The following is a 14,479-nucleotide window of genomic DNA, read 5'->3' on the forward strand; positions in this document are numbered from 1 at the left end:
CGCCCGGCCGGTGGCCCAGGGCGGCCGCCCGGGCCGCCCCCGCCCCTGGGGGACGCCCGCCCCGCCCGGCCCCCGCCCCCGAGGGGCGGAACGCGTGCCTCCGGCGGGGCGGCGGGAGCACAGCCGCCCGCCCCCGCTCAGGCGAACCGCCGGACCGCCACCCTTATGTGTGAAGACGGGTGGCTCGTGTTGTTCGGCAGGAAGTGCGATACCTAGCTTCGGTTGCCGGAGGTGAGGTACCGATGACTGCCTGTGCCATCGAGGCCGCCGCGGAGGACGGGGCGGCGGACCGTCCGGGGACCGCCGGGGCGGCGGCGGCCGCGTTCGTGATCGCCGCGGACGGGTCGTACGCGGCCCGCCTCGCCGGGACCGGTGACGCGCTGTTCGCCGAGCGCTGGACCCTCGGCGGGCCCGAGCCGTACGCGGTGCCGCTGCCCGTCGGACAGCCCGAGGAGCCGGACACCGGGGTGCTGCCGCTCGCGGACGGCCGGGTGCTGGTCGCCCGCCGGGTCGACGGCCGGTACACGTTCTCGCTGCTGTACCCGACCGGCCCCGGGACCGGGGAGCTGGCCCTCGGGGCCGTCCCCGCCGAGGAGTTGACGCTGCTGCCGCCGTCACCGGACGGCGCCCGCGCCTACGCGCTGGTGCCCGGCGCGCACGCCACCGCCGTGTGGCTGGTGGCGGGCGGCCCCGCGGGGCCGGAGCGGGTCGCCCGGGTGCCCGGTCACTGCTCCGGCGGCGCCTGGCTCGACCGGGAGGGACGGCTGCTCGCCCTGGACCGGCGTCTGCCCGGCGGAGGCCCGGTCAAGACGGTCGCCGTGGACCTGGCGCGCGGCGGGGAGGTCACCCCGCTGCTCCAGATCACCGAGTCCAGCGACGACCGGCTGCTGCTCGCCGACCCCGACAGCGGTCTGATTCTGGTGCGTTCGGACGCGCCCACCCCCGGACGGGACCGGCTCGGCTGGGGCGTCCTCGGCAGCCTGCGTCCGGCGCGGTTCCCGGAGAGCCTGCGGTTGCCGGACGCGCTGGTGACGCCGTTCGCCGTGCAGCCGGGCCAGGTGCTGACACCGGAGGGCTGCGCGGTCGCGCTGCGGATCGACGGCCCGGCGGGAAGGTGGGTGGGGGTGTGGCGGCCGTCCGGCGGGCGGGTGCACCAGTTCGCGCCACCCGCGGGGTGGTTGGCGGGCGTCGGCACCTGGACGCGGGAGGGGGAGCTGCGACTGCCGTACGCGACGGACGGGGTGCCCTGCGGGGTGGCGAGGGCCGTCCCTGGAGAAACCTTCGGCCAGGACCGGACCGTCGCCCGGAACGCACCCGCCGCGACGGGCGGCACGGCGCCCGCCACGGAACCCGCACAAGCGGAACCCGCAGGTGGGGAACCGTCCGACGCTCCCCGGGGTCCTGCCGTGTGCAAGCCCGTCCCGTTGCAGCAGGCTCCCCTGACGGGTCGGGTCGCGGCTGGTTAAGATCAGCGGCGGGGCTACGCATCCGCACCGTCCGTGCGCCGGCGGTGACGGGTTCCGCGGTGCGGCCGGGGCCCTGTGACAGGCCATCAGCGATCACAACGGGGTGACTTCCCACATGTCCGAAACCCGAACCGACACGCTCCCCGAGCACCCGCGGCCCGCCTCCGCGGACGGGGCGCCCCAGGCGGCCGAGGCCGGACCCGCCGGAGCGGGCCGGCACCGGGGCGGCGCGGCCCCGGAACACGAGGCGCCGGCCGCCGAGGCCGCCCACGGCCGCCACCGGAGGCCGTCGGCGGCGTGAGCCGTGCCGGGGTCCGGGCCGTACCGGGCGCGGAAGCGACAACGGGGGCGGAACCGGTAACAGGGGCGGAACCGGTAACGAGGGCGGGGCGGGTGGCGCGAACAGGCGCCGCCCGCCCCGCCCTTCGTCGCCCCCGGCAGCACGGACCGCACGGAGGACAAGGAAGGCGGACCGCACGGGGCAATGAAGCGCCCGAACCGACAGGAATAGCCCAACCTGCATAATCTGGGCGAATGGACGAGATGCCGAAGGACCACAGACCAGCCCGGTCCCTGCGGGTGCTGATCGCCGAGGACCGGGTCACCACGCGCGGCGCGCTGGGCCTGCTGCTCGGGATGGAGCCGGATATCGAGGTGGTGGCCCAAGTGGCCCGGGGCGACGGGATCGTGGACGCGGCGCTCGTCGCACGGCCCGATGTCGCCCTGCTGGACGTCGAACTGCCCGGCCTCGACGGGGTGGAGGCGGCGGCGCTGCTCCGGGACGAGGTGCCGGACTGCCGGGTGGCGATCCTGACGACCTACGGCCGGCCCGGCACGCTGCGCCGCGCGCTGGCGGCCGGGGCGGTCGGGTTCCTGGTCAAGGACGGGCCGGTGGACGACCTGGCGGACGCGATCCGCCGGATGGTGCTCACCGGCGAGACGGTGATCGACCCGGTCCTCGCGGCCGCCGCCGGGGAGGAGGCGGGCACCGCCCCCTGAGCCCTGCCGCCCCGCCCCGTCGCCGCCCGGGCCCCGGCCCCGATCCCGGCCCCGGCCGTGACCGGCCGCGTCAGTCCAGTACCGCGACGGCCTCCACCTCGACCAGGTGCTCCGGCACGTCCAGTGCCGCGACTCCCAGCAGTGTGGCCGGCGGCACGGGGGTCTCCCCCAGCCTCCGGCCCGCGCGGGCGATGCCGTCCAGGAGCTGGGGCATCTTGCCGGGCGTCCAGTCGACGACGTACACGGTCAGCTTCGCCAGGTCGCCGATACCCGCGCCCACGCCGGCCAGGGCGGTGGTGACGTTGAGGTAGCACTGCTCGACCTGTGCGGCGAGGTCGCCCTCGCCGACCGTCCTCCCGTCCGCGTCCCAGGCGACCTGGCCCGCGAGGTACACCGTCCGCGACCCGGTAGCGACGGCGGCCTGACGGTAGGCGTCGATCGCGGGCAGACCGTCGGGGTTCACCAGAGTGATGGCCATGGCGTGTGCCTCCATGCGCTCGGAGCACAGCTCCCCGTGCTCTCTTTCGGTTACTCGGGAACCATAGGAGAGTGTACGCTGACGTGGAAGAACGCACTTTTCGGTAACGGGGGCACCTGATGGTGACCAAGCAGTTCAACGGCACGGGCGGTACGGCGGACGCGACCGGTCCGGCGTGCCCGCCGGATGCGGCGGACCTCCGCCGGGCGGACTCCCTGGCCCGGGAGGTCTTCTCCGACGTGGCCAACAAGTGGGCCCTGCTGATCATCGAGGCCCTCGGGGAGCGCACCCTGCGCTTCAGCGAGGTGCGGGCCGAGGTGGACGGCATCAGCCACAAGATGCTCACCCAGAATCTGCGCATGCTGGAGCGGAACGGCCTGGTGGAGCGCACGGTGCACCCCACCGTCCCGCCGCGCGTCGAGTACACCCTCACCGAACCGGGCCGCGGGCTGCGGGCGACGGTGGACCTGATGTGCGACTGGACGCACCGGTACTTCACGCAGATCGAGGCCGCCCGCCGCGGCTTCGACGGCTGAGCGGCCCGGGCCCGACCACGGTCCGCCGGGCTCGATCCGCCCGGCCCGCCCCGGCCACGGACCCCGGGGCTCAGTCCGGCTCCGGCGCCCCGGATCGTTTCGGCAGCCACAGCAGCATCAGCACCGCCGCCGCCAGCAGTACCCCGCACCCGGCACGGAAGGCGAGCGCGTATCCGGCGGTCAGCGCCTCCGGGGCGGTGGAGCCGCCGGTGCGGGCGGCGGCCACGGTGGAGAGGACGGCGAGGCCCAGCGCGCCGCCCATCGTCCGCGAGGTGTTGACGAGCCCGGAGACCAGGCCCGCGTCGCCCGGGGCCGCGCCGGAGGTGGCGAGGGAGGCGAGCGGGGTCATGGCGAGGCCGATCCCGGCCATCATCAGCATGCCTGGCAGCGCGATCGTGGTGACGTACGCGCCCTCCGTGCCCATCGTCGACTGCCAGCCGAAGCCGGTCGCGGCGACCAGCGCGCCGAGGACGGCGATGTTCCGGGCGCCCGCGCGGACCATCAGGCGGGGCGCGGCCTTGGAACCGACGATGACGCTCAACGAGCTGGGTATCAGGGCGAGTCCGGCTTCGGTGGGGGTGTAGCCGAGGACGTTCTGGGCGTAGACCGTCAGGAAGAACCACATGGAGAAGGTGACCGAACCGGTCACCAGCATCGCCACGTTGGACGCGGAGACCGCGCGCGAGCGGAACAGCTGCAGCGGCATCAGCGGGGCGGCCGCCCGTGACTCGACGGCCACGAACGCGGCGAGCAGCACGAGGCCGCCCAGGAGCGGGACGAGCGCGGCCCGGGTGCCCCAGCCGGTCTCCTCCGTCTGCACGATGCCGTACGCGACGGCCGCGAGGCCCCCGGTGGCGAGCAGCGCGCCGGGTAGGTCCAGCCGGCGGCCGGAGCCGAGGCGGCTCTCGTTCAGCCACAGGAGCGCGGCGGCGATCACCAGGACGCCGACGGGGACGTTGATCAGGAGCACCCAGCGCCAGGACAGCAGGTCGGTCAGGACTCCGCCGACGAGCCCGCCGGCCGCCCCGCCCGCGGCGCCGACGGACGACCAGGTCGCGATGGCCCGGGTCCGGGCGGGTCCGGGCGGCACGGCGGCGGTGATCAGGGTGAGCGTCGCGGGGGCGAGGACGGCCGCGCCGAGCCCCTGGACGCCCCGCGCGGCGAGGAGTTGCCAGCCCTCCTGCGCGAGCCCGCCCGCGAGGGAGGCGGCCGTGAACAGCCCCAGCCCGGCGAGGAACATCCGCTTGCGCCCGTACATGTCGGCCGCCCGGCCGCCGAGGAGCATGAACCCGGCGAACGCGATCGCGTAGGCGTTGAGCACCCACTGCAGCCCGGCCGCGCTCAGCCCGAGGTCGGCGCGCATCGACGGCAGGGCCACATTGACCACGGAGACGTCCAGCACGACGAGGAACTGCCCCGCGCACGAGGCCAGCACCACCGCCCAGGTGCGCGGCGTCGGAGGGGCGGGCTGCGGGAGGGCGGGCGCGTCACCGCGCGATCGGGCTCGGACCATGCCCGCCATGCTCGCACCCGCCCCCTGCCCCGCACATCGGCCCCCGGCCCGGTCCCGCAAGGCGTTGGTCCTCGGCCTCCGGACCCACGCCCACGGCCGGACCCCACCGGGTGACACCTGTTCACGTCGTCCGGTCGGCCGCGCCTCCGAACAGTCGCCCCCCGGACGGCCCGGCGGTTGGCGAAGCCCCGTGCCTGCTGTGGCCGGGCCTCCTCACCGCAGCGGTTCCGGTCATGGTGCGTGGGCCTTTCGGTGCTGACTGGACGGCGAACGTGCAGGTGGTGGCGGTGTCAGCGACACGGGCACGGCAGGAGCGGTCGGCCGGTTCTCGTCCGTGTCCCAAAAAAGATCGGGGGCAGCCCCCGGCTTCCTGTGAAGGAGCTGTGGCAGCGTGTGCGGCTCCAGTGGCCGCTGTGGCTGCTGTGACGGCTCTTCTCGTGGGGGGAAGCGTATGCATCCGCGTGCTTCGGGCACGTCTCTTCGGCGTGCCCGCATGTCCGCAAGAACCTCGTTCAGCGCGGCAGTCGCCGTACTCGCGCTGGGCGCGGGGGCCCTGCCGGCCCTGGCCGCGCCCGGACCGGGTGCCGGTCCGGGTGGCGGTTCGGCCTGGGGGCGGGAGGCCGAGCCGCTGGCGGTACCGCCGGTCAGGGTCGGTGTGACCGAACCGGTCGCGAACGAACCCGCCGCCGCGCCCTCGGCGGCCGAGGCCGCCTGGCGCGACCAGCAGAGGGGCCGCCTGGCCGGGAAGGCACCGAAGGCACCGACCATCTCCGCTCGCTCGTCGGCCGGGACCATGTCCTGGGTGCCGACGGGTCAGGGGGCGGTGCCCTGGCACCAGTTGTCGGATGTCCGGATCACCGACAGCCTGGTCGCCCGCATCAACCTGTCCAACGGCAACCTGATGCTCGCCGCGACCAACTTCGAGATCGCGGGTGTGGGGAAGTCGCTGCGTCTGGCGCGCACCTACAACTCGCTCAGCGGGCCGTTCGGCAAGGTGTCCGACCCGTGGTGGCAGGAGTACGAGCGCTATCTGAGCACCCATTTCACCAGCTCGCTCATCGCCCACGACGCCACGGGCGCCTCGGTGCGTTTCGCGAAGAACGCCGACGGCACGTTCACCACCCCCGAGGGCTACGCGAAGGACCTCAAGAAGAACGCGGACGGCACGTACACGCTGACCGACCGCAAGTCCGGGTCGAAGGACAGCTACGACGCGAACGGCACCCTGGTGAAGGTCACCGACCGCAACAAGGGCGCCGTCACCGTCGACCAGCACGACGAGACCGGTGAGCACAAGGGGTTCAAGGTCACCGAGACCCGCTCCGGCCGGTGGGTCGACCTGGTGAAGACGTACCCGGACCAGTGGCAGGCGAAGGACCACACCGGCCGCACCGCCGTCTTCGACCTCGACCACGACGGCAACCTGACCCGCACCGCGGACACCGAGGGCAAGGTCACCCGGTACGGATACGACGCGGACGGCCGCGTCACGAAGATCACCAATCCGGAGGGCCGGGTCACCGTCTTCACCTACGACGCCGAGGGCCGCGTCACCTCCATGCTGCGGGCCACGGCCCTGGACGGTTCCGGGCACACGGGCCCCACGTTCACCTACGCCCACTCCGCCTCCTCGCCGTTCGCGGCCGGCACCACGACCGTCACCAACCCCGAGGGCCACGCGACGAAGCACGAGCACGACGGGGACGGCCGGATCACCAAGGTCACCGATCCCCTGGGCCATTCACGGTCGAAGTCCTACGACGCCAACCACAACGTCGCCACCGCGACGGACGCCATGGGCACGGGCGGCGTGGGCGGCAACGTGACGGCCTACGGCTGGGACGCGCGCTCCAACCCGACGTCGGCGAAGCTGCCGACCGGCGCGACCGCCTCCCTGACCGGCTATCAGACCATCGCCGGGGCGGACCTGCCCGGCTCGATGACCTCCATGGACGGTGAGAAGACCGACTTCACCTATGACGCGGCCGGCAACACCACCTCCGTCGCCGTCACCGGCACCGGGGGCGGCACCCGGACCTTCGACCACAACCCGGCCACACCGGCCTGCGGCGGCTACGAGGGCCAGCGCTGCAAGGCGACAACGAAGCTCAGCGCGTCGAAGTCGGTCTCCACCGCCTTCACCTACGACGCCAAGGGCAACCTGACCAAGGTCACCCCGCCCGCCCCGCTCGGCACCACCACCTACACCTACGACGATCTGGGCCGCCCGGCCACCGTCAAGGACGGACGCGGGGTCACCACCCTGTACGAGTACGACGAACGCGACCGTGTGGTGAAGGTCGACACCTCCGGCTACGCCACCGTTACCTACGCCTGGGACGGCGACGGCAACCTCACCCAGCGCTCCGACGGCACCGGCGTCACCGGCTACGCGTTCGACCCGCTCTCCCGCGAGACGGTCCGCACGCTGCAGAACGGCTCGCAGACCCGGCTCACCTACACCCCCGCCGGCAATATCGACACCTACGAGGACCCGGCCGGCGTCACCGACTACACCTGGGACAAGGCCAACAACCTCACCCATCTGAAGGACCCGACGGGCAGGACGACCACCTACGCGTACGACAACAACGACGCCCGGACCACAACCACCTACCCCGGCGGCACGGTCCAGAAGGTGACCCTCGACAGGTCCAGCCGCCCGGAGAGGATCAGGGCGACCTCACCCAAGGGCACCCTGGTCGACCTCGCCTACACCTACAGCGACGCGGGCAAGGACGGCGCCAAGATCCGCACCAGGACCGACACCGTGAGCGGCCACACGACCACCTACACCTACGACGGCGCCGGGCGCTTCTCCTACGCCCGGGACGAGAAGAACGGCACGATCGCGGACTCCTGGCAGTACTGCTACGACCAGGCCGGCAACCTCACCAGCCAGGGCACCTCCCCCGGCTGCCCCCGCGGCACCACCTACACCGTCAACGACGCCCAGCAGATCACCTCGAAGTCCTCCGTCACCGGCACCTGGTCCTACGACAAGGCGGGCAACGAGACCTCAGCCGCGTCCGACGCCGACTCCGTCCGCACCGCCGGACGGTGGTCCGACTACTCCCAGATGACCTCGGTCACCGTCAACGGCACGACCTACGCGGGCCAGTACGGCTCCACCGACCAGAGCGAGCGCATCAAGCTGGGCGACACGTTCTTCCACAACGGCCCGCTCGGCCTGTCCGCGAAGACCACCGCGGGTGTGGACATGGGGTTCAACCGGGAGCCCGGGGGCACCCTCAACTCCATGACCACCGGGGGGAAGTCCTACTACTACCTGACCGACGCGCTCGGCAGCGTGGTCGCGGTGGCCGACGGAGACGGCACCAAGGTCAACACCTACACCTACAGCCCCCGCGGCGTCCGCCTCCTGGCCCGCTCCAGCGAGACGGTTGCCCAGCCCTACCGTTTCGCCGGCGGCTACCAGGACCCCACCGGCCTCTACCACAACGGCGCCCGCTACTACGACGCCAACATCGGCCGCTTCACCCAACCCGACCCCTCAGGCCTGGAGAAGAACCCCTACCTCTACGCCGAAGGCGACCCCGTCAACCGCATCGACCCCCAGGGCACTCTCAGTTTCGACGGCATCGGCAACGCTCTCGGCATAGGGAACATCATCTACGCAGGCGTGACCGGTGGCGGGGATGCCGCTGAGGCCGCCACCGCGGCAATGATCGCGGATGTCGGCATCACTGCCCTGTGCACAGCGGGAGCGGCGGCCACCACGGCTGCCGGAGCCGCCGCCGCTCTGCCCTACTGCATGGCCATCGGTGCCGCGGCAGGCACCTACGTGGGAGCCAACTACCAGAACGACCTGAGCTGACCGAGCCAACGAAGGCCGGGGACTTTCGCTCCCCGGCCTTCTCGACCAGGAAGACGGACCATGCTCTACCCAGGACGTCAACGCACCCTTGCGCCGCTCGGTCTCCTGCAGGTGGTCTGCGGACTGCTTCTCGCCACGATGTTCAGTAGGACCACCTTGACGACGGCCGGCGGCTTCGTCCTCATTCTGGGCGGTGCCGTCACACTGGTGCTCGCCTACCTGAGCAGGAAGAAGGAACAGCGGTGAACCGAGCCGCCCCCTTTCCGCTGGAGTCGGCCGAATCCGGCGTTCTGTTCGTCACCCTGTTCGTCATCGTGGTCGTGCCGTTGATCGCATGGTTCCTCTACCGCCGGTAGTCGGCAGGGCTCAGTGCGGCCGAACCACCGTGCACTCCCGGTGCGTCCCCCGGGCGCTGCCGTCTTCGTGAACCGCGGCCACCGCGCGATCATCACGGGTCCACACGGGCCCGGGTGATCACGCGGTGGCCGTCTCGTGTCCTGCGGGGCCCGCTCCCGCATCGCCGGGCCGGGCCGGGCCGGAGGAGGACTACTTGGTGAGTGGCGACCGATCCCGCATGTAGCCGATCACGACCTCCCCCACTGCTTTGGTGACCCCTCCCGCGATCACTGCCTTGATGCCCCAGCCCACGACGGGGAACCACACCAGCGCGGCCTCCGACGCGCCGCGTCCGGCCACCGCCCCTCCGATGGCCGCACTGACTCCTTCGATGCTGAACGACTGCACCCGGTAGACCTTGGCGACGTCGTTCACCATCTTCATGTCCGCCATGCCGAGCACGAACGTGCTGCCCGGCACCCAGCTCACGGCCGTGGCCGCCGCGCACCAGCCGTGCACGATGTTCCGGGCCTTCCGGTCCGCTTCCTCGATCGTCTTCACTGCCATGAGGCTCCAGTCCATGCCAAGGCCGCAGCCGTGCGGGCCGCACCGAGCCCGACAGGGCCTGCGGCATGCGGTGAGTGGGAAAGTGGTGAAGCCCCGGACCTCAGAAGAGGTCGTCGTCCATGTCGTCGAAATCGTCCATCTCGTCGACGTCGTTGGACGGGTCGTAGGCGGTGGAGTTGGACTGGTCGGAGTCGTCGTGATCGGCCGTCGGGATATCGGTGCCCGCGGCGGTCGCGTCCGCACCGGCGGACGAGCCGGACTGCGCCTGTGCGGCGTCCTGGCGGTCGTAGAACTCCTCCGCGTCCGCGAGCATCTTGTCGCTGAACGCCTGGTACTCATCTGGTGTCATGCTGCCCGGATCGACCGACATGACCACCCCCCTTGCTTCTCACGGCCCCCGCCGAGGCTCTGCTCGCCCCGGCAGAAGTATCGGCACATGGTGTATGCCACTGGCGCGTGCCGGGCAAACCCACCTTCATCACGCTACGGTGGGTCACCCCGGAGAGAACTGCCCTACAGGCAGGCCGAGTTGTGAGTACGCAGGGAGCGGACCGTCCGCGCGGACGCCCGTCGCGTCGGCGGCTGCCCGCGCCCCGGACGACGGAGAAGACAGGCCCGCGGCAGGCCGCTTCAACACACCGACGCGACGCACCGGATCGATGGCATCGGCGCGGCTGCGGCACTCCCGTTCGCGGCTGCTGCGGGCATGCTGACCCTCGCGGTCCCGATGGGACGCGTGACCGGCCCGCCGTCGGGCAGGCCAGGTCATCGGCCGGGCCCGGTCGGCGGCGGGCCCCGGCGGCTGGCCCCGGCGGGGGCCCCGCGGGTTCAGCGCGCGGCGGCGGCCCCCACGAACGCGGCGAAGGCGGCCGGGCTCACGGTGAGGACGGGGCCCTCGGGGCGCTTGGAGTCGCGGACGGCGATGTGCGGGACGAGGTCGGCGACCTCGACGCACTGGCCGCCGGTGTCGGAGCTGTACGAGGACTTCTGCCAGGCGGCGGTGCCCAGGGGCGCGCACTCCACGCACTCGCCGCCGGTGTCGCCGCTGTACGAGGACTTACGCCACCGTGCTCCGGTCAGATCCAGGTTGGTGTCCATACCGTTCCTCCATCACGCGGGCGATCAGTGCCGCCGACGCGTCGAGGGAGAGGGCGGCGGCCTGTACGTGATCGTAACGGAGTGAACCCTCCCTGAGAGCACCCGAGTCGGCCGTCATATGGCCCTGGACGAAGTCCTCGGTGTAGACGATGTCGGGGTCGTCCTCGAAGCGGAGCAGGGTGAAGGAGCCCATCAGTCCGGCGTGCTCTCCCACGGCGAAGGGGAGGATCTGGACCCGCACCCACTCCCGCTCGCGTAAGGCCAGCAGATGGGCGAGCTGTTCGCGCATCACGGCCCGGCCGCCGATCTCCTGGTGGAGGACGGCCTCGCTGAGGACCACCCACATCAGGGGCGGCAGTTCGCGGTCGAGGATGCGCTGCCGCTCGATCCGGGCGGCCACCCGTGCGTCCAGCCGCGACTCCTCCCGGACACCCAGCACCGCGCGGGCGTACTCCTCGGTCTGGAGGAGGCCGTAGACCAACTGCGCCTGGAAGGTGGAGATATAGGTGGCCTTCGCCTCCATCTCCGCGTACGGCTGGAACCAGTTGGGGAGCTGGCTGCGCAGGACCAGGCCCACGAGCCGGGAGAACATGCCGTCCGTGCCGAGGGCCGCGTCCAGGCGTTCGCTGAACTCACGGGTGGGGACCTTCTTCGCCGTCTCGATCTGGCCGATGAGGGAGCCCGTCACATAGACCAGCGCGCCCAGCCGGCCCTGGCTGAGTCGGGCCGCTTCTCTCCTTCGACGGAGTTCGGCACCGTAGTAGTCGAGGGGGGATGCCGAGGGGTCGAGGCTGCGGATGTGCACCATGTGACCCAACGTAGTCGCGCGACTGCGGCCGGGTGAGGCTTCTCACTCAACTTCCCCCGCCGTTGCATCGGCTCCCGGCCCGTGCGGCACGATGGCCTCTCCCGTCACACGCCCGCGCCCGTGAGGACCGCCCCGCCATGCACCCCGCCGCACCCGCCGCAGCCACCCCACCCCCCGCCCCGCAGACCCTGACCGCCTTCCGGACCGCCAAGGGGTTCATGCCGGAGGACGAGGGGCTGGCCCTGTACGCCGCCGCCCGGGAGGCGGGCGCGGCGCTGGGGCTGCCGCTGCTGGAGGTGGGGACCTACTGCGGGCGCTCCACCCTGCTCCTCGCGGACGCGGCCCGCGCGACGGGCACGGTGGCCGTCACCGTCGACCATCACCGGGGCAGCGAGGAGCAGCAGCCGGGGTGGGACTACCACGACCCGGAGACGGTGGACCCGGAGGCGGACGGCCGGATGGACACCCTCCCCCTCTTCCGCCGCACCCTCTTCCACGCGGGGCTGGAGGAGCACGTGATCGCGGTCGTCGGGCGCTCGCCGCAGGTGGCGGCGGTGTGGGGCGGCCCGGTCGGGCTGGTCTTCGTGGACGGCGGGCACACCGACGAGCACGCCACCGCCGACTACGAGGGCTGGGCCCCGCACCTGGCCGAGGCCGGGCTGCTGGTGATCCACGACGTCTTCCCGGAGCCGGCGGACGAGTTCACCGGGCAGGCCCCGTACCGCGTCTACCTGCGGGCCCTGGCCTCGGGCGCGTTCGCGGAGGTCTCGGCGACGGGTTCGCTGCGGGTCCTGCGGCGCACCGGCGCGGGGATCTGAGGCCGGAGGCGGGAGGCGGTTAGGGTGCGGGCGTGCCGCTGTACGAGGAGAAGCACCGCATGACCGCCCGCTCGCGACGTTCCGTGCGGCGGTCCGCCGCCGTCGCCGCGCTCGTGCCCGCCGTGCTGCTCGCGGGCTGCGCGGGGGGCGACGGCGGGAGCGGCCGGGCGACGAAGCCCCCGCCCGCCGACGGCCGCTCCGGGGACAGCGCCGCGCCGCACCCGTCCCCCTCCCCCTCCGCTTCGCGTGCGGAGCGGCCACTCGCCGGGAAGGTCGTGGTCGTCGACCCCGGGCACAACCCGGGCAACTTCGAGCACCCCACGGAGATCAACAAGACCGTGGACATCGGAACGAACCGCAAGGAATGCGACACCACGGGCACGGCTTCCGAAGACGGCTACCGGGAAGCCGATTTCACCCTCGATGTTTCACGCCGTCTTCGCACCCTTCTCGAAAAGCAGGGCGCGAAGGTCGAATTGACCCAGGATGCCGATCGCCCCTTCGGCCCGTGCATCGACGATCGGGCACGGTTCGGCAACAACGCGGGCGCGGACGCCGTGATCTCCGTCCACGCGGACGGTTCGGCGGTGGGGAATCGCGGATTCCATGTGATCCTCCCGGCCCGCGTCAAGGAGGGCGGCGCGGACACCTCCGCGATCGTGGAACCCTCCCGTGAGCTGGGCGAACACCTCGCCACCGCCTTCGCGCGGGCCACCGGGACCGAGCCGGCCAACTACCTCGGCGACGGCAAGGGGCTGGACGTCCGGGACGACCTGGGCGGCCTCAATCTCTCCACCGTCCCCAAAGTCTTCGTCGAATGCGGCAATATGCGCGATCCGGAGGACGCGGCCCTGCTCTCCGAGGCGAGTTGGCGTCAGCGGGCGGCGGAAGGATTGGCGGAGGGCGTCAGCAGGTATCTCCAACGGTGACCCGGGAATCCGGATACCGGGAGGACGACCTGAACCGGCGGACGATAGATTCGCCTCTACGATGGGGAGTCACCCCCGAGCTCCGCGTCCGCGCACTCCGTCCCAACCGGGCGGAAGCGGCGACCGCCCCGATGAGACGACCTGAGAAGGACTGAAACGTGAACATCCGCTCCCTCACTCGAGGCGACGGCGTGGTGATCGGAGCAGCGGTGTTGCTGTTCATCGCCTCGTTCCTCAACTACCTGGACTTCGGCGGGGACGAGTCGCCGAACGCCTGGGACAGCCTGGGCACCGCCCTCGGCCTCTACCTGGTCGGCGTGCTCGGAGCGGCGCTCATCGTGCTCTCCCGCACGCAGCCGCAGCGCAAGGTCGCGGGCATCGACCTGGGCCAGTTCGGGGTCGCGGCCACGATCATCGTCGCCTGGACCTTCTTCTGGACGATCGTGGACCTGGACCGGATCGACGCCGGCGCCGGTCTGATCCTCGGCCTCATCGCCTCCCTGCTGCTCGCCGGCGCCGCGGTCGCCACCCCGCTGGTGCCCGCGCTGAAGGCCCCGCTCGTCGGCGCCCCGAGCCCGCAGGCCCCTCAGCCGTACGGCGGCCAGCCGCAGGGCGGCTACGGCTACCCGGGTGCCCAGCAGCAGCCGTACGGCGGCCAGCCCGGCCAGCCGCAGCCCTACGGCGCGCAGCCGGGTCAGCCCGGTCAGCCGCATGGCGGCGCGCAGGCGGGCGGCGCCCCGGCGGACGCGTCGCAGGGCGGCGCCCCGTCCGACTTCTCGCCGTTCTGGTTCGCGGTCCCGGTGGCCCGTCCGCTGTACGGCGAGGACGGTTCGCAGACGCCGGTCGCCGAGCTGGCGCCGGGCACCTGGTACCTCGCGGTCGAGCAGCGCGGTCAGGGCCTGGTCGCCCAGACCCAGGACGGCCGCCGCGGTGTCCTCCAGGACACCTCGGGCATCCAGCGCGGCTGATCGCACCCACCACCCCTTCCGCGCCCGCGGCCCCCGCCCCTCACCGGGCGGGGGCCGCGGGCGTTTGGGGGGCCGGCGATGCGGGGGCGGCCGTGGCCACCGGGTTTCCGCCACAAGCCTTCACA

Annotated in this window: 13 protein-coding genes and 1 pseudogene; 8 read left to right on the forward strand and 6 right to left on the reverse strand. The window is 72.5% G+C overall.

Annotated elements, in window-relative coordinates:
- Positions 1-242 precede the first annotated feature (242 nt).
- A complete protein-coding gene (locus C593_RS0123585) occupies positions 243-1,466 on the forward strand; it encodes a hypothetical protein (protein WP_018849796.1) in 1,224 nt (407 codons plus the stop codon).
- Positions 1,467-2,000: 534 nt separating this feature from the next.
- A pseudogene (locus C593_RS0123595) lies at positions 2,001-2,438 on the forward strand (response regulator); the annotation flags it as partial.
- A gap of 97 nt (positions 2,439-2,535) precedes the next feature.
- On the opposite strand, the gene C593_RS0123600 reads toward C593_RS0123595, so the two are convergent.
- Positions 2,536-2,943: a RidA family protein gene (locus C593_RS0123600; RefSeq protein ID WP_018849799.1), complete on the reverse strand. Its 408-nt coding sequence runs from the start codon at positions 2,941-2,943 to the stop codon at positions 2,536-2,538.
- A gap of 119 nt (positions 2,944-3,062) precedes the next feature.
- Here C593_RS0123600 and C593_RS0123605 point away from each other — a divergent pair, with 119 nt between their 5' ends.
- Positions 3,063-3,479: a winged helix-turn-helix transcriptional regulator gene (locus C593_RS0123605; protein WP_018849800.1), complete on the forward strand. Its 417-nt coding sequence runs from the start codon at positions 3,063-3,065 to the stop codon at positions 3,477-3,479.
- A 70-nt stretch (positions 3,480-3,549) separates the two neighbouring features.
- On the opposite strand, the gene C593_RS0123610 is transcribed toward C593_RS0123605, so the two are convergent.
- Positions 3,550-5,001, reverse strand: a complete 1,452-nt coding sequence (locus C593_RS0123610) for a DHA2 family efflux MFS transporter permease subunit (protein WP_018849801.1) — start codon at positions 4,999-5,001, stop codon at positions 3,550-3,552.
- Between the two features lie 484 nt (positions 5,002-5,485).
- Here C593_RS0123610 and C593_RS0123615 point away from each other — a divergent pair, with 484 nt between their 5' ends.
- A complete protein-coding gene (locus tag C593_RS0123615) occupies positions 5,486-8,830 on the forward strand; it encodes an RHS repeat-associated core domain-containing protein (protein ID WP_018849802.1) in 3,345 nt (1,114 codons plus the stop codon).
- Between the two features lie 60 nt (positions 8,831-8,890).
- Positions 8,891-9,076 (forward strand): hypothetical protein, encoded by a 186-nt coding sequence (locus C593_RS0123620; RefSeq protein ID WP_018849803.1) that lies wholly within the window; start codon positions 8,891-8,893, stop codon positions 9,074-9,076.
- Between the two features lie 300 nt (positions 9,077-9,376).
- Here the strand turns inward: C593_RS0123620 and C593_RS0123630 are convergent, their stop codons facing one another.
- The 4 genes from C593_RS0123630 to C593_RS0123645 all read right to left on the reverse strand — a co-directional run bounded on the left by C593_RS0123630 (position 9,377) and on the right by C593_RS0123645 (position 11,639).
- The gene (locus C593_RS0123630) at positions 9,377-9,733 is read right to left on the reverse strand and encodes a hypothetical protein (protein WP_020610380.1); all 357 of its coding nucleotides are present in this window, start codon (positions 9,731-9,733) and stop codon (positions 9,377-9,379) included.
- A gap of 100 nt (positions 9,734-9,833) precedes the next feature.
- The gene (locus tag C593_RS0123635; protein WP_158686870.1) at positions 9,834-10,103 is read right to left on the reverse strand and encodes a hypothetical protein; all 270 of its coding nucleotides are present in this window, start codon (positions 10,101-10,103) and stop codon (positions 9,834-9,836) included.
- Between the two features lie 458 nt (positions 10,104-10,561).
- Positions 10,562-10,831, reverse strand: a complete 270-nt coding sequence (locus tag C593_RS0123640; RefSeq protein WP_018849807.1) for a DUF397 domain-containing protein — start codon at positions 10,829-10,831, stop codon at positions 10,562-10,564.
- A complete protein-coding gene (locus C593_RS0123645) occupies positions 10,791-11,639 on the reverse strand; it encodes a Scr1 family TA system antitoxin-like transcriptional regulator (RefSeq protein ID WP_018849808.1) in 849 nt (282 codons plus the stop codon). The genes C593_RS0123640 and C593_RS0123645 overlap by 41 nt, the downstream gene beginning before the upstream one ends.
- Before the next feature lie 137 nt (positions 11,640-11,776).
- Here C593_RS0123645 and C593_RS0123650 point away from each other — a divergent pair, with 137 nt between their 5' ends.
- The 3 genes from C593_RS0123650 to C593_RS0123660 all read left to right on the forward strand — a co-directional run bounded on the left by C593_RS0123650 (position 11,777) and on the right by C593_RS0123660 (position 14,354).
- The gene (locus C593_RS0123650; RefSeq protein ID WP_018849809.1) at positions 11,777-12,457 is read left to right on the forward strand and encodes a class I SAM-dependent methyltransferase; all 681 of its coding nucleotides are present in this window, start codon (positions 11,777-11,779) and stop codon (positions 12,455-12,457) included.
- A gap of 59 nt (positions 12,458-12,516) precedes the next feature.
- On the forward strand, positions 12,517-13,386 hold the full coding sequence (locus C593_RS0123655) for an N-acetylmuramoyl-L-alanine amidase (RefSeq protein WP_078521839.1): 870 nt from the start codon (positions 12,517-12,519) through the stop codon (positions 13,384-13,386).
- A gap of 158 nt (positions 13,387-13,544) precedes the next feature.
- Positions 13,545-14,354, forward strand: coding sequence for a DUF5336 domain-containing protein (locus tag C593_RS0123660; RefSeq protein ID WP_018849811.1), 810 nt, complete (start codon positions 13,545-13,547; stop codon positions 14,352-14,354).
- Positions 14,355-14,479: the final 125 nt, after the last annotated feature.

This window comes from Streptomyces sp. CNT372, from assembly GCF_000377145.1.